The sequence below is a fragment of the Nocardia sp. NBC_00565 genome (genome assembly GCF_036345915.1).
Classification (GTDB): Bacteria; Actinomycetota; Actinomycetes; order Mycobacteriales; family Mycobacteriaceae; genus Nocardia.
The window spans coordinates 6,212,882-6,227,751 of the sequence record NZ_CP107785.1 but is presented as its reverse complement, the minus strand read 5'-3'; the positions used below and the strand labels follow the sequence as shown (position 1 = coordinate 6,227,751).

Annotated in this window: 16 protein-coding genes and 1 pseudogene; 8 read left to right on the top strand and 9 right to left on the bottom strand. The window is 66.8% G+C overall.

Annotated elements, in window-relative coordinates; genetic code table 11:
* Window position 1: 1 nt before the first annotated feature.
* A complete protein-coding gene (locus tag OG874_RS28885; protein ID WP_330250253.1) occupies window positions 2-1,759 on the bottom strand; it encodes a hypothetical protein in 1,758 nt (585 codons plus the stop codon).
* Window positions 1,760-1,835: 76 nt separating this feature from the next.
* Between OG874_RS28885 and OG874_RS28880 the strand changes: the two genes are divergently transcribed.
* Both OG874_RS28880 and OG874_RS28875 read left to right on the top strand, forming a co-directional pair.
* Window positions 1,836-2,405, top strand: a complete 570-nt coding sequence (locus tag OG874_RS28880) for a TetR/AcrR family transcriptional regulator (RefSeq protein WP_330250252.1) — start codon at window positions 1,836-1,838, stop codon at window positions 2,403-2,405.
* An 82-nt stretch (window positions 2,406-2,487) separates the two neighbouring features.
* Window positions 2,488-3,537 carry a medium chain dehydrogenase/reductase family protein gene (locus OG874_RS28875; RefSeq protein WP_330250251.1) on the top strand — a complete coding sequence of 350 codons (1,050 nt, stop codon included), beginning with the start codon at window positions 2,488-2,490 and terminating at the stop codon, window positions 3,535-3,537.
* Window positions 3,538-3,561: 24 nt separating this feature from the next.
* On the opposite strand, the gene OG874_RS28870 is transcribed toward OG874_RS28875, so the two are convergent.
* Both OG874_RS28870 and OG874_RS28865 read right to left on the bottom strand, forming a co-directional pair.
* Window positions 3,562-4,026 (bottom strand): hypothetical protein, encoded by a 465-nt coding sequence (locus OG874_RS28870; protein ID WP_330250250.1) that lies wholly within the window; start codon window positions 4,024-4,026, stop codon window positions 3,562-3,564.
* A gap of 4 nt (window positions 4,027-4,030) precedes the next feature.
* Window positions 4,031-4,342 carry a hypothetical protein gene (locus tag OG874_RS28865; protein ID WP_330250249.1) on the bottom strand — a complete coding sequence of 104 codons (312 nt, stop codon included), beginning with the start codon at window positions 4,340-4,342 and terminating at the stop codon, window positions 4,031-4,033.
* Between the two features lie 179 nt (window positions 4,343-4,521).
* Here OG874_RS28865 and OG874_RS28860 point away from each other — a divergent pair, with 179 nt between their 5' ends.
* From OG874_RS28860 to OG874_RS28855, 3 genes and pseudogenes are all read left to right on the top strand, one after another.
* Window positions 4,522-5,466: a GlxA family transcriptional regulator gene (locus OG874_RS28860; RefSeq protein ID WP_330250248.1), complete on the top strand. Its 945-nt coding sequence runs from the start codon at window positions 4,522-4,524 to the stop codon at window positions 5,464-5,466.
* A gap of 340 nt (window positions 5,467-5,806) precedes the next feature.
* Window positions 5,807-5,914, top strand: a pseudogene (locus OG874_RS44900) (aromatic-ring hydroxylase C-terminal domain-containing protein); the annotation flags it as partial.
* Window positions 5,915-6,008: 94 nt separating this feature from the next.
* A complete protein-coding gene (locus tag OG874_RS28855; protein ID WP_330250247.1) occupies window positions 6,009-6,341 on the top strand; it encodes a hypothetical protein in 333 nt (110 codons plus the stop codon).
* A gap of 55 nt (window positions 6,342-6,396) precedes the next feature.
* On the opposite strand, the gene OG874_RS28850 is transcribed toward OG874_RS28855, so the two are convergent.
* From OG874_RS28850 to OG874_RS28835, 4 genes are all read right to left on the bottom strand, one after another.
* On the bottom strand, window positions 6,397-6,939 hold the full coding sequence (locus OG874_RS28850; protein ID WP_330250246.1) for a hypothetical protein: 543 nt from the start codon (window positions 6,937-6,939) through the stop codon (window positions 6,397-6,399).
* A 233-nt stretch (window positions 6,940-7,172) separates the two neighbouring features.
* Window positions 7,173-7,829, bottom strand: a complete 657-nt coding sequence (locus OG874_RS28845) for a DUF305 domain-containing protein (RefSeq protein ID WP_330250245.1) — start codon at window positions 7,827-7,829, stop codon at window positions 7,173-7,175.
* Window positions 7,830-7,914: 85 nt separating this feature from the next.
* The gene (locus OG874_RS28840) at window positions 7,915-8,313 is read right to left on the bottom strand and encodes a DUF6153 family protein (RefSeq protein ID WP_330250244.1); all 399 of its coding nucleotides are present in this window, start codon (window positions 8,311-8,313) and stop codon (window positions 7,915-7,917) included.
* 59 nt (window positions 8,314-8,372) lie between these two features.
* The gene (locus tag OG874_RS28835) at window positions 8,373-8,951 is read right to left on the bottom strand and encodes an AMIN-like domain-containing (lipo)protein (protein ID WP_330250243.1); all 579 of its coding nucleotides are present in this window, start codon (window positions 8,949-8,951) and stop codon (window positions 8,373-8,375) included.
* A gap of 93 nt (window positions 8,952-9,044) precedes the next feature.
* Between OG874_RS28835 and OG874_RS28830 the strand changes: the two genes are divergently transcribed.
* The 3 genes from OG874_RS28830 (at window position 9,045) to OG874_RS28820 (ending at window position 12,502) form a co-directional block, all read left to right on the top strand.
* Entirely contained in the window at window positions 9,045-10,193 is a 1,149-nt protein-coding gene (locus tag OG874_RS28830; protein WP_330250242.1) for a class I SAM-dependent methyltransferase, read from the top strand.
* A 132-nt stretch (window positions 10,194-10,325) separates the two neighbouring features.
* A complete protein-coding gene (locus OG874_RS28825; RefSeq protein ID WP_330250241.1) occupies window positions 10,326-11,177 on the top strand; it encodes a Bax inhibitor-1/YccA family protein in 852 nt (283 codons plus the stop codon).
* A 356-nt stretch (window positions 11,178-11,533) separates the two neighbouring features.
* A complete protein-coding gene (locus tag OG874_RS28820) occupies window positions 11,534-12,502 on the top strand; it encodes an alpha/beta hydrolase (RefSeq protein WP_330250240.1) in 969 nt (322 codons plus the stop codon).
* A 166-nt stretch (window positions 12,503-12,668) separates the two neighbouring features.
* Here the strand turns inward: OG874_RS28820 and OG874_RS28815 are convergent, their stop codons facing one another.
* Both OG874_RS28815 and OG874_RS28810 read right to left on the bottom strand, forming a co-directional pair.
* Window positions 12,669-13,889, bottom strand: coding sequence for an acetyl-CoA C-acetyltransferase (locus OG874_RS28815; protein ID WP_330250239.1), 1,221 nt, complete (start codon window positions 13,887-13,889; stop codon window positions 12,669-12,671).
* Between the two features lie 24 nt (window positions 13,890-13,913).
* Window positions 13,914-14,846 (bottom strand): SGNH/GDSL hydrolase family protein, encoded by a 933-nt coding sequence (locus OG874_RS28810; RefSeq protein ID WP_330250238.1) that lies wholly within the window; start codon window positions 14,844-14,846, stop codon window positions 13,914-13,916.
* Between the last annotated feature and the right edge of the window lie 24 nt (window positions 14,847-14,870).

Below are 14,870 nucleotides of genomic sequence, written 5' to 3'. Positions count from 1 at the left end.
GTCAAGGGCTCGACAGGGCGACCGACAGGGCGCGGGCCTGCTTCGCCAGTCGGCTGGAACCACCGCGCCGCAGGATCGCGTCGAGTCCCGGCAGGTGACCTCGCGTGCCCGATCGCCGGGCGCAGTCGGCCGCCAGCGTCACCACCTCGGGCAGGCCGGGCGTTGGATTGTTCGCGAACAGCACCGGCAGGATGGCGGCGAGCACTGGCCAGGTGCGGTGTGCGCCGAGCACGTGCCGGGCGTCGCGCAGCGAACTCGCGAGACGGTTGGCGGGTGCGCGAACCGGTAGCGCCTCCGCCAGCAGGTGCGGGCGGAGTTCATCCGCGGCGGCGAGCACGAGCAGCGCCTCGACACCAGCGGTGCGGTCGCGGTTGTCCTCGCTCACGAGTGCGTTCATGACCGCCCGATGCACTTGCTCACCCTTCGTGCCCGATAGCGCCACGATTCGTAGGAGTTTGTCGCGGTTCGTCCAGGACATCCATGCGGCCTGCACCTCGGGAATGGGCAGCAGGTGTTCGGTCATCGGGCTGGAGTACCGGCGTGCGCTCGGGGGCGGGCCACGGAACGCCGCGCTGAAGTAGTCCGGAAGCGTCTGCGCACCGGAGTGTTCGTTGCGCAGCCACGCGGCCAGGCGCTCGCCCTCGGGCGACGGCAGCGCGTCGGCCATCAACAACACCTCGGGTCGCGCGGTCGGCGTCACCCGTACCAGCGCTTGGGCGAAGTCGACCGCACCGGGCCGCAGTCCCAACTCCGCATACTCGCGCAGCCGCTCGACGAGTTCGGCGGCATCGATCTGCCCGGTGTCGAAGGTTGGCGTGGCCAGTGAAAATGGCGGCAGCACAGCACCTTCCAGGACCAGGCTGCCCCACTCGGCCATCCGATCGAGCAGTGGGTTGGAGCGGGTGAACCCACGCGGCGGACTGCGCAGTGCGCCGGTGGCGATCGCTGCCAGCGTGCCCATCGACCACGGTTGCTTGCCGCACCACCGGCGCTGGCGCTGGCGCTGCCACCACGACGACATCTGTTGTGCCGCAGGGATTTCGTCGTCGGCGAGCGGTCCGAGAGCCGCCGACAACCCGGCACGATCCAGATATGCGAAACGGATGACACCGTCGAGGAACCGCTCATCCATCAACCAATTGTCGTGATGCGATGCTGTCACCCAGCGGTACAGCTCCGCCGTCTCCGCAACCGTGGTCGGCACACCGAATGGCGCGGGTGCAGCCGGCGGCGGTAGGGGAGGCTCGTCCTCGATCTGCCACGCAGTCGCGGCCGCGGCCAGATCCGTCCGCGTCTGCTCGTCCGTCGAGCGCAGATGTCTGGTGATCATCCGCTCCATCCGCTCGCGCAGCGCGATATCCGCCGTAGTCTCGACGGCCTCCGCAAGCGCCCGCACCGCCGCCGAAGCGCATCCCGGTTCGCTGCGCACCGTGCGATCCAACCAGCTCAATTGCGCACGCAGTAGCTTCTTTTCGGTGCGTGCCAGCACCTCACGCGAGAGCGATACCACCTCGTCGCTCGCGAACAACCCCGCCGCGTGCAACTCGGCGAGAACGCTCTGCGCATGCCCCGCGGCCGTAGAGCGCCCCTCGACCAGCATGCGCGAGTAGAACTCCACCCGCCCGGCACATTCGGTGACGCTGGCGTTCAATTCGCTGAGTTCGACCAGCCGCCAGCGGATTTCGGATGGTCGCGCGTCCACGCGCAGCAGACCCGTGAGCAACCGGCCGTGCCTGGCCGCGCGGTCGGTGTCCGTCATGCCGACACGGTAGAGGTCGGGTCCGACAAACTTCGGCCTTGACAGCGAGCTGGAGAGTGAGTGTATAGTCACTCACATGACCAGGCGAGGTGTCGTACTTTCTACGTCGGAGATCCGGCGCGAGGCGGTCGTCGATGCCGCGATCGCCGAATTCGCACAGTCGGGATACCACGGCACGCCGATCAATACTGTTGCGGCGCGGGCGAATATCTCGCCCGCCTACGTGTTCAAGCTGTTTCCCGGCAAGGTCGCGCTGTTCGTCGCGGCACTCGATCGGTGCTACGAACTGGTGGAGCGGGCATTGTCGGCGGGCGCCGCGCGCGTCGATGGCAGCGCTCCGGAGGCGATCCTGCACGAGATGGGCGCGGCATACGCGGAGTTGATCGCCGATCGAAATCTGTTGCTGCTGCAGGTGCATGCGCAATCGGCGGCCGATATTCCGGAGGTTTCCGACGCGGTGCGGCGCGGGCTCGAGCGCGTGACGACCTTCGCGAAAACGCGATCCGGTGCCGCCGATGACGCGGTGCAGCGTTTCATGGCCTATGGCCAACTGTGCCATCTGATCACCACGCTCGGACTCGAGAGTTTGGACGGTGACTGGGCGCGCATTCTGAGCAACGGGATCCGTCACGTCGATCCGGCTTAGTGAATCGAACCCGCCCCTTCGTGGGGCACTCTTTTTAGCCACGGAGTGACTGTTCAGTCACTCACTAACCGAAGATAAACCGATGAACACCAAACGAAAGGCAACCCCCATGAACATCCTGGCTACTCAGATCGTCCTGCCCGGCCCCGTCGAACCCACGGGCCTCCGGATCACCCAGCGCGAACTGCTCGGACCGGCTGACGGCCAAGCGCTGGTGGCGGTCGAGGCGAGCGGCATCTCATTCGCCGAACAGCAGATGCGGCGGGCAAAGTACTACGACCAGCCGCCGTTCCCGTTCGTCCCCGGCTACGACCTGGTCGGGACCGTGACAGCTATCGGAACGGGTGTCGATCCGACCTTGCTCGGCCGCCGCGTCGCCGCGCTGACCAAGACCGGCGGCTGGTCCAGCCATATCGTGGTGGACGCGGCCGACCTGGTTCCGGTGCCCGCCGGCCTGGATCCCGCCGACGCCGAGACCTTCGTCGTCAACGGCATCACGGCATGGCAAATGCTGCATCGCATCGCGAAGGTGCGCAACGGCCAGACCATTCTGGTGCACGGTGCCAATGGCGGCGTCGGCTCGACCCTGGTCCAACTCGCCCGCCACGCCGGAATCCGTGTCATCGGTACCGCATCCGCGCGACATGCCGACGCGGTGGCGGCGTTGGGTGCGACCCCCGTCGACTATCGCGGCGATGTGGCCGCGCAGGTGCGCGCGCTGGCGCCCACCGGAGTCGACGCGGTCTTCGACCATATCGGCGGTGCCGGCATCGTCGACTCGTTCCGCCTGCTCGCCCCACACGGCACGCTCGTCTCCTACGGCACCGCGGCCACCAAGAACGATCCGGGCAACTCGCGCCTGCCCGTACTCGCACTGGTGGGCCGCCTGACCCGGTGGAATCTGTTGCCCAACAAGCGCAACGCGCAATTCTTCAACATCTGGGCGGGCCGGCGCAACCGCACCCGATTCCGTGCCGCCATCAGTGCGGACCTCACCGCGGTGTTCGATCTGGCCGCGGCGGGAGCGTTGCGGGCGCAGGTGGCTGCCCGCATTCCGCTGACCGAGGCCGCCCGTGCCATGGAACTGGCCGAATCCGGCACCGTCACCGGCAAGGTCGTCCTGGTCCCCTGAAAACCCTTGTGGCACAACCGCTGATCAGGCGCCCGTCGTGGAGCCGGGGCGGACGATCATCAGCACGGTGACCACGGCCCACAGGAGGTTGAAGGTGCCGGTGAACATGGCGAGTTGGGCGGTGGAGGGCAGGGACTGGGCGGCGGGTCGGGGCATCGCGGCGAGGATGCGGGATTGGCCGGGGAGGATGACGAGGGCGAGGATCCCGGCGGCCACACCGGTGAGCGCGATGGAGATGGTGAGCCACATATCGGTCAGCACACCGAGACCGGCGGCGGTGGCCAGGCCGAAGACGGGGACGGCCAGGCCGATCATGGCGTAGACGCGGCAGATTCGGTGCAGGGTGCGGGCGGTGGCCAGGTGGTGTGTGTCGGTGGGAGTGGCGAAGGCGCGGCGGGCGGTGGCCGGAAACATGCTGGCGGCCACCGTTACCGGTCCGATGGCGATGATGGCCGCCAGGACATGCAGGGAGAGTAGAAGTTTCGTCACGGGCTCAGATGGCGGTGCCGAGACTGCGCGCGAGGATCATCGGAATGGTCTGCGGCCGTTGGTCATTCGGACCTTCGGGCAGCTGCCCGACCGCGCCGGGAACGACGATCAGGTCCGCGCGGTTCGGATCGAGCCGAGCCGTGGCCTCGAGGGTGATCGCGGGGATGCCGCTCGGCACGCGGCGCGCGCCCTCGGCGGAGACGAGTTCGACCGTCACGGCGCCGTCGGTCATCAGACGTCCGGCGTCGAGGACCTCGAACGGTGCGATGACGTCCAGTGGGTCGAATCCGTCGAATAATACGAACTGCGCGAGCACCCGGATCAGCTCCTTCTCGTTGTCGGTGCTGCCGACAGTAGTGATCAGGAACCGCCATCGGAACTGGCGGAATTGCCATATGTCAACGGATTATCGCCAATGGGGCTGAACTGCACAAATATACAATACAGCAGGTCAGAGGCATTGGCAGGAATCAGCTCATCACCTATGGTATCGGCATGCACACCGTGGCCGTCCTGGCGCTGAACCAGGTCCTGCCCTTCGATCTCGCCACACCGATCGAGTCCTTCACCCGCTGCCGGTTGCCCGACGGCCGCCCGGCCTACCGGGTCCGCGTCTGTGCCGCGACCCCGATCGTCGAGACCGAATTGTTCACGATCCGGGCACACTGGGGACTGGCGGCGCTGGCCGAGGCCGACACCATCGTCCTGCCCGGCTGCGCGGATCCCACCGTCGCGGTCCCCGCCGATGTGCTCGACGCCCTGCGTGCGGCCGCCGCGAACGGCACCCGCATCGCCTCGATCTGCGTCGGCGCGTTCATCCTTGCCGCCACCGGACTGCTCGACGGGCTACGTGCCACCACCCACTGGCTGGCCGCGCCGACCCTCGCCGCCCACTATCCCGCGATCGATGTCGACCCCGATGTGCTCTACGTCGACAACGGTCAGTTTCTGACCTCCGCCGGTGCCGCGGCCGGAATCGACCTGTGCCTGCACATGATTCGCCGTGATCACGGTTCCGCGGTGGCCGCCGACGCCGCCCGCCTCGCCGTCATGCCGCTGGAACGTGAAGGGGGACAGGCGCAGTTCATCGTGCACGACCAGCCGCCGACGCCGCAGGGCACGCAGCTGGAGCCGCTGCTGCGCTGGATGGAGGACAACGCGGCGCAGAGCCTCACCCTGGAGGAGGTCGCCACCCGGGCCGGTATGAGCCCGCGCACCCTCAACCGCCGCTTCCGCGAACAGACCGGCACCACTCCGCTGCAGTGGCTGCACCGCGCCCGCATCCGCCAGGCCCAGTATCTGCTCGAAGCCACCGACCATCCGGTGGACCGCATTGCCACCCAGGTCGGATTCGGTTCCCCGACCGCCTTTCGGGATCGCTTCAAACGAGTGGTCGGCACCAGTCCGCACGCCTACCGCACCGCCTTCCAGACGCGCTGACCGGCGTGGTTCTGCTCGCGCGCTGACGATTCCAGCCGTGCGCCGCCACCGTCAGGAATGCCGCGGATACCAGCCCATTGATCGTCACCCCGCGCGGTGGCCGAGTTCGACGAGGGCCGCCGTCGCCGCCCGGGTCAGCCGGATGCGGGCCATCAGCAGATAACCGTCCTCGACCGGTCGAGCCGAGCGCCCAGGACCGGAAAGGCCCGGACGACGGAAGTCGAAGCGCTGATCGGCACCACTGTCGATGGGAGGGTTGCCGACCGTCTGCTCGTCCCGTTGGCGGTCGAAGTGATCGACGCTCCGGACTGCCGCATAGGGTCGGACTGACCGACCAAGGGCTCTGCTCGTACGACCCGATCAGATCATCGCCTGGCGCTCGCCCATCGCGCCGCCGAATCCGGCCGACGATCTCGCTCGCGCCTTGGCGCGGGTCCTCGCCCACTAGCTCACCTGGCTGTTTTGGATCGCGGCGATGGGGGCATCCCATAGGCATCAGGCATCGAGCACCCTTGTCTGACACCGAAATGTGAGGTACGACAATGACAGCGGAAGGGCCGTGGGAGATTCCCCCGCTCGACGACGCACCGGATATCGCCCGCGCGAACCAGCCGCAGCCGGGTGTTACGTTGGCGGACGCCAGAAATTGGCCCGGATTCGTCCTGCTGATCATCGGTGGACTCGTCGCGATCGTCGCCGCCGCGATCGGCGCGGTCGGTTACCCGGAGGCGGCGTTCATCTTCGCCCTCGTCGCCATCGTCGCATCGCTGAGCGGTGTTGCCCTGGTCCTCTTCGAGCGGCGCGGCCTCCGGCCGCGGCCCAACGGACACGAGCAGCCGGAGCCATGGCAGCCGATCGTTCCGCCCGGTTCATGACCCGTATTCGACCACCAACTCCTTGGCAACCGAGCGCAGCGCGAAATGAGCTGTGTCAGTGGCCTTTACAGGCATCCTCGGCAATGTTCTTGGTGGCGTTGAACTTATCGATCGCGGCATTGAGGGTATCGGTGGGTGCCCGCCGATCGAGGGTGTCGGCAAGGGCATTGGTGTCGTCGCGGTAGCTGCGCAGCGGGGTGGCCACGGTCAACGGCACTTCGGAGGTCACCTTGCCATCGATGGTGCGTGCGTTGTTGCGCAGCGTGGTGACGGCGTCATTGGCCTTGGTGTTGGTCTCCGGGTCGTTGATGCCCTTGCTGTTGCTCGCGTCGATGTAGTCGTTGAAGCTGTGGATCGAGCTGCTGTTGGCCGTGCTGAAGGTGTCGCAGGCGGTGCCGGTCGCGCGTTCGGCCGCGGCCGCTCGCGAGGAGGATGCGGCCACCGACGACGCCGTGACCTCGGAGGTGTATGCGGCGAGCTCGGTCTGGTCGACCTGCGCGTTGCCATTGATCTGTTTCGCGCAGGCGCCGATGGTCAGCACGCCCGCCGCGGTGGCCGCCGCCGCGGCGACGAGGCCCGCACGTTCTAGTCGTCGCATGTCGATTTCCCCTCTCTCCCCTCCGAACACCCGGCCGCTGGAGGCGCGAAGGAGGCCGGACGTAAAGACCGTACTTGTTCGCGACCGTCGACGTCAGCCGACCGAAGCCATATCGATGACCAACCGATATCCATCGAACGGAAAGGCGCTGGTCAGAACCGGGTGGGCGGCATGGAGGGGTGGGTGCGAGCACACCGGGACCGCGATGGCACCGGTGTGCTCACACCGCGGTGTCAGCGCTGGCCGAGTAGCCCGCGCATGGTGGCGATTTCGGCCTGCTGGGCGGCGATGATGGCGGTGGCAAGTGCCCGCGCGTCGGGGTTCGCGCCGTTGGCGAGTTCGGTATTCGCCATCGCGATCGCGCCGGTGTGGTGCTCGATCATCATTTCCATCCACTGCCGATCGAAATCGGCGCCGGATGCCGCAGCCAGTGCGTTCATCTGATCGTTCGACATCATGCCCGGCATATTCGCGGTGCTCGGTGTTGTGGTCATGCCCGGCATCTCCATGTTGTGCCCGCCGGCGCTCGGCGCGGGCTTGCCGAAGCTCTGGAGCAAGGTGGTGATCTGCTCCATCTCCGGGGCCTGCGCCTGCTCCACGTCGCCCGCGAGTGCGCGCAACTGCTCGTTCTGGGTGCGGCTCGGCACCAGTCGCGCCATCTCCACGGCCTGCGCGTGATGCGGGTACATCATCTGCAGGAAGGTCACATCGGCGTCGTTGAAATCGCTTCGGGCGGCGGGTTTTCCGGACGTCGCCGGACTGCTCGACGACGAGCCGTGATCCATACCGGGCATGGAACTGTCGTCGTCGCTACAGCCTGCGGCGAAAAGCGCTGCGGTGGTGGTGGTTACCGCAATGGCCACGGTGATTCGGTTACGGGTGCTGAACATGTCTGTGCTCCTGGGGGATTGCGAAAGACTGGGTTTCGGACAGGCAAGAGCCGCGACCGTGCTGGCTACGGGCGCGGTGGGCCGGTCAGATCCGCAGAATCGACAATTCGTCCAGGGAGAGCACGGTCCACGGCGGTGCGCGTTCGCGCGTCCGCCGCCGCTGGCGCGGTTTCGACACACCGTCACCCGGTCGATCGAGGGTGATCCGGTAGAGCAGGACGAGCATCAGGGCCAAGGCCACGGCCGTCAAGATGAACACGCAGGCGTGCATGCTGCCGTGGCCGGTGCCGCAACCGTCGTCGGTGCAGTCCGATCCGGCGGTCGCGTGGTGGTCGGCAGCCGACGCCATGCTGTGGTCATCGGCATGCGCGGGCGCGACCGCGAAAACCCCGGCGTGCATGGCCACGATGCCCGCGAGCAGCGCCAGCACACCGAGCAACCGGACGAGTCCGGTGGCGCGCGCAGGCAGTTGCTGTTCGACCACATCGTCATTCTAGGGAGCGCCCCGATGTCGACTTTAAATACCCCCTGACCGTATGCGGACTATGCGGTGGCGATATCGATGACCAGTCGAGCGGGATTGGCCAGCATGCTGACATCGAAGGCCGGGCGCTCGGCATTCACCCCGATGAACGATTGGGTGGTGCCCTCGAAAACGCCGGACCGGTAGACGCCCGCGATCACCGGCGCGCTGGGGTCGGTGGCGGGGTCCGGCCCGGAGTACGGCGTCACGCCGTTGTCGAACGGATAGGCCGAACCGGTGATCTGGACCTCCAGAATCGAGCCGCCCGCGACATCGATGACCTTGCCGCTGCCGTCCTGAATGGCCTCCCCGGTGTACTGCACGATCCAGCCGGGCGTGCCCGCGCCGCCCAGTTCGTAGACCACGCGATCGAATCCGGGGTGGTGTCCGATTCGGATGCCGGTCACGGTGAGGCCCGCGTCATTGGACGGGGTGCCGCGCTTGGGCATGGCATCGCGCGGCGCGGTGTCGGGCGCATCGGTGAATGTGCCGGTCGTGGTCGGCGCGGTCGTGGTGTTCGAGCTGGATCCGCCGTCGTCGCCGCAGCCACCGAGCACCATCGCCGCGGCGGCGACCATCAGCACCATCCTGTTACGCATGTGGCTGATGGTATTGGTCGACTTGCCGCTGGGGTATCCCCGACATGCCGGGGCGGGCGCGAGGTTACGGCAACGATCTAGCACACTTGAGCTGTGGGAGATGTCGAGGACGTACTTGGCCGACTCCGGCGGTATCCGGATGTGGAGGCACTGAACCTCTATGCCGTCGATGCCGCCGACCGGCTGATTCTCGAGGTGGCGGCAGAGGCGATCGATGCCGCGGGCAGTGGCCGGATCGTCGTGATCGGCGACGCCTACGGCGCGCTCACCCTCGGCGCGATCGCCGGACACGACCTGCGCGAGGTGCGGGTGCACCAGGACCTGCTCACCGGTGAACTCGCGCTGGCCAACAATGCTCGCGCGCTCGGTCTCGCGGATCGCTATGCCGCGCACCCGCTCTGCGAACAGTTGCTCACCGGGGCCGAGGTCGTATTGCTGCGACTACCACGCATGCTCGCCGGACTGACCGAGGTCGCCGATGCCATCGCCCGCTACGCCGATCCCGAGGTGGCGGTATTCGCCGGTGGCCGCGATAAATATCTGACCAAATCCATGAACGACGTACTCGCCGAATCCTTCTCGGAAGTGCGCGCGAGCCGGGGCAGGCAGAAGTCCCGCACACTTCTGGTGACCGGTCCGAAACCCGTTGCGGAGCCGCCGTTTCCGGTGTGCGAGCGGATCGACGATATCGATATCGATGTGGTCGCGCACGGTGCCGCGTTCTCCGGCGCCAAACTCGATATCGGCACCCGATTCCTGTTGCAGCACTTCAAGTGGATGAAGCCCGATGCCCGCGACGCCATCGATCTCGGTTGCGGCACCGGCATTCTGGCCGTCGCGCTGGCCAAGGCGCGGCCCGGCATCCGGGTGGTCGGCACCGATCAGTCGGCGGCGGCGGTGGCATCGGCGCGGGCGACCGCCGAGGTCAACGAGGTCGCCGATCGGGTGACGGTGGTGCGCGACGACGCCATGTCCTCGGCTGCCGACAACAGCGCCGATCTGGTGCTCTGTAATCCGCCGTTCCACGTCGGCGCGGCCGTGCACACCGGGTCGGCGATCAAGATGTTCGCCGAGACCGGTCGGGTGCTGCGGCCCGGCGGTGAGCTGTGGACGGTGTACAACTCACATTTGAACTATCGCGGCGTGGTCCAGCGGATGGTCGGGCAGACCGAGGTGGTCGGTCGCAATCGGAAATTCACGGTCACGCGGTCCGTGCGTGGACTGCGCGACGTCCAGCGGTAGTAGAGTCCGATTTGTCCGTACCTAAAGGTTGCTCGGGAACTCGAACGGGCAGATACACGTTGGACACCTAGTTGGACATCGAGCGAGACGGCCACGGCGACGTGGCCCTACGACTCCAGAAAGGCATCAACGGTGCGCACCACTAGCAATCCGGTTTTCAGACAGCTCCCTCGGCAAGAGGGCGGTGGCTATGCCAACTTCGGGTCAGGGGTGGCGGGCGCGGGCCAGATGAGCCAGCAATACGGCCAGCAGTACCCCCAGTACCAACAGCCGTACCAGCAGGCCCCGGCCACCCGGGCCATGACCATCGACGATGTGGTGACCAAGACCGCCATCACCCTCGGTGTGCTGGCCCTCTCGGCGATCATCTCCTACGGCCTCACCAACGCCAACACCTCGCTGGCCCCGCTGTTCGTCATCGGCGGCGGTCTGATCGGGTTCGTCCTGGTGCTGGTCGCGACGTTCGCCAGGAAGATGGACAACCCGATCATCGTGCTCTCGTACGCGGTCTTCGAGGGTCTGTTCGTCGGTGCGCTGTCGTTCATGTTCACCAACATCGAATTCGGCGGCGTCGGCGGCAGTGCGATGATCGCGCAGGCCGTCCTCGGCACCTTCGGTGTCTTCGCTGGCATGCTCGTGGTCTACAAAACCGGCGCGATCCGCGTCACCCCGCGCTTCACCCGCATGATCTTCGGCGCGATGATCGGCATTCTGGTACTCATCGTCGGCAACCTGATCGCCAGCTTCTTCATCGACGGCGGCCTCGGCCTGCGTGACGGCGGCCCCCTCGCCATCATCTTCAGCCTGGTCGTCATCGCGGTAGCCGCCTTCAGCTTCCTGCTCGACTTCGACGCCGCCGACCAACTGATCCGCGCCCAGGCCCCCGAAAAAGCCGCCTGGGGCGTAGCCCTCGGCCTCACCGTCACCCTGGTCTGGCTCTACATCGAGATCCTGCGCCTACTCAGCTATTTCAACAACGACTGATCCCCCAAGCCGTCCGCGGCCCCAGTTCCCTTGGTAATCCAGGTGACTGGGGCCGCTGCCGTTTTCGGGGTTCTATCCCATATCGGGTCGGGAACCCGTGTGATGGTTCGTGCCTCGTCCTCGGTCGGAGTCGCGGACCATAACCGATCACACCCCTTGCTGCCGTCATGTAGCCCCCGCTACGCGGATCCGCGTAGCGATTCGCAACCTGGACCCTGCCTCCGACCTAGGCCGGAGACTGTCCTAGCTACTTCCTACGGTGGTTCATGCGTCAAGAGATCACCAGGAATTAGCTGGTCGGTTATGTTGAGGGCTGGTCACCTGTCAGTCCATCCTCGTAGAAAGGATCGACGATCATGGGTAAGTCCGAAGCGGCCGACCGCGCCGAAACCTTCGTACCACACGAATTCGCTGAGTACACAGTTGATCTCGGCGAAATACGGATGAATTACGTCGTCGAAGGTGACCCGTGCGCACCGGCGCTGCTGCTCATCCCGGCGCAAGGTGAGTCGTGGTGGGGCTACGAAAAAGCCATTCCGTTGCTGATGCCGCACTTCCAGGTGTTCGCCGTCGACCTGCGCGGGCAGGGCCGGTCTACCTGGACGCCCGGGCGCTACACCCTGGATAACGTCGGCAACGATCTGGTGCGGTTCATCGACCGGGTGATCGGGCGGCCCACCTTGGCAGCCGGGAATTCTTCGGGCGGTGTCATCGCGGCCTGGCTGGCCGCCTTCGCCAAACCCGGGCAGATCCGGGCGGCGGTGCTCGAGGATCCGCCGCTGTTCTCCGCCCAAGCCGCGCCGCCCTACGGGCCGGGCATGATGCAAACCCTGGGGCCGATGTTCGCCGCGTGGGCCAAATGGTTGGGCGACCAATGGGAGATCGGCGACTGGGACGGACTCGTGCAAGCTCTCCCGCACGAACTGCCCGCGCCGCTGCTGCCGGGTATCGGATTCATGCTCGGTGACGGCACCAGCGATGGCGCGGCGGCGAAACCGCCACAGCATCTGAAGGAATACGACCCGGAGTGGGCGCGGTCCTGGGCGACCGATCTGGCCAACACCGCCTGCGATCACCAGTCCATGCTCGCCCAGGTCCGGGTCCCGATCCTGCTCACTCACCATTTCCGCATGACCGACCCCGAAACCGGACACTTGATCGGCGCCCTCACCGACCTGCAAGCCCAGCAGGTGTGCCGAATTCTCGAGGCCACCGGCCGGCCCGTCACCTATGTGTCGCTGCCCGACGCGCCGCACACCATGCACGACCCCGACCCGAAACGTTACGTCGAAACCGTGATCGACTGGATCGCCACCCTCGACTGACCCGCCCAGATATCAGATGCCCGAGTGTTGTTGATACAAAGGAGAATTCGAGATGAACGGTGTCGGCGGACTAGAAATCAGGGCGATAGCAGCCCCGATACGCCGAACGGCTCCCTATCCCGCGAGATAGGAAGCCGCTCGACGAATCACCCCGAGGGGCGCGAAATCAGCTCAGGCGCTCGATGACCATCGCCATACCCTGGCCGCCGCCGACGCACATCGTCTCCACACCGAACTGCTTGTCGTAGGTCTGCAGGTTGTTGAGCAGCGTGGTGGTGATGCGAGCGCCGGTCATGCCGAAGGGGTGGCCGAGGGCGATCGCGCCACCGGACACGTTCAGCTTGTCCTCGTCGATCTTCAGCGCGCGAGCCGAGCCGAGCACCTGCACCGCGAAGGCCTCGTTGATCTCGAACAGGTCGATATCGTCGACCGACTTGCCCGCCAGCGCCAGCGCGCGCTTGACGGCCTCGATCGGGCCGAGGCCCATTATCTCCGGGGAAAGGCCGGAGACACCGGTGGACACGATGCGCGCCAGCGGGGTCAGGCCGAGCTCCTTGGCCTTGGTGTCGCTCATGATGACCAGCGCGGCCGCGCCGTCGTTGAGCGGACAGCAGTTGGCCGCGGTGACGGTGCCGTCCGGACGGAAGACCGGCTTCAGCTGGCTGACCGCCTCGTAGGTCACGCCGGCGCGCGGGCCGTCATCCTTGGCGACGACGGTGCCGTCGGGCAGCGTGATCGGGGTGATCTCGCGCTCGAAGAAGCCCGCCTTGATGGCCTGCTCGGCGCGGTTCTGCGAGCGCACGCCCCAGCGGTCCTGCTCCTCGCGGGTGATGCCGGTGGAGGAGGCGACGTTCTCGGCGGTCTGGCCCATCGCGATGTAGGCGTCCGGGATCAGGCCGTCTTCGCGCGGGTCGTGCCAGATGCCCGCGCCGCCCTCGGCGCTCTTCGCGGTCCGGGCCTCGGCCTCGGCGAAGAGCGGGTTCTTGGTATTGGGCCAGCTGTCGGCGGAGCCGTTCTTGTAGCGCGACACGGTCTCGACACCGGCGGAGATGAACACATCACCCTCACCGGCCTTGATCGCGTGGAAGGCCATCCGGGTGGACTGCAGCGATGAAGCGCAGTAGCGGTGCACGGTGGTACCGGGCACGAAGTCGTAGCCCAGCTGCACCGCGACAATGCGGGCGATATTGAAGCCCTGCTCGCCGCCGGGCGAGCCGCAGCCCAGGACCAGGTCGTCGATCTGCGCCGGGTCCAGGGCAGGCACCTTGTCGAGCGCCGCACGCACGATCTGGGTGGTCAGATCGTCGGGCCGAATATCGGCCAGCGAACCCTTGACGGCCCGGCCGATGGGCGAGCGGGCGGTCGAAACGATAACTGCCTCAGGCATGAGGGCTCCTTATGTACTCGCTGCTCAGTTTTGTACTGGCACTTCTATGTGTACCGAATCCGCCGGGCGGCGCGGTCGCCACCCCGGTGATTCGATGAGTCCGCGCAGCCGAGCGGTAATACCGCGACGTTCGGCCGAGCGGGCTTGCGGCGTTTCGGAACGCCGCTCTGCGAGTGCGGTAACCAGGACGGGCAGGATTTTCCCCGCCGCCAACGCATAGCCGTCGGCGGAGGGATGGAAGCCGTCGTCGGCGAACATGCGACCGGGCGCGGTGAGGAATTCCGGGCCGAGATCGCCGAGCGGCACCGGATTTCCGCCCGCCGCCGCGGTCACCCCGAGTTGCGCCTTGGCCAGTCGTACGCTCCAGTTGTGCACGATGGTGCGCAGCGGCTGCGGAATCACGGCGACAGTGCCCAGATCCGGGCAGGTGCCGACCACGACAACACTGCCGGCCAACTGCAGCCGGGCCACCGTGGCGCCCAACCTGCGCGCCGACGCGGTGACGGAATGCTTCTTGGTGATGTCATTGGCCCCGACGAAGATCACCGCGGCGTCCGGCGGCGGTCCCGCGACGAACATCGCGTCCACCTGACCGGCCAGGCCCTTGGAGGTCGCGCCGGAAATCGCCTTGGTGCTCAACCTGATCCGCATACCCGTGGTTTCGGCCAGCCCGCGCGCGATACGCACGCCCGGCACCTCCTCAGCGCTCACGCAGCCCACGCCGGCGGCGGTGGAGTCGCCGAAGATCATCAGGTGCACATCGACCGGCTTGCCGGATCGCCAGGGTTCGGGCGCGACGCAGCCCGCTGTGTAAATGCCGTCCGCCTCCGGCGGTTTGGCGGTATCGCGACCGATGACGCCGCGCGCGATGCCCGCCTGTGCCATGAGAATTCGATATGCCGCCCACGACGCGGTGCCCGCACTGGACCCGGCCAGCACGGTCGCTGCACCGGTCATGGCCGCTGTTCGCCAGCTGATCCG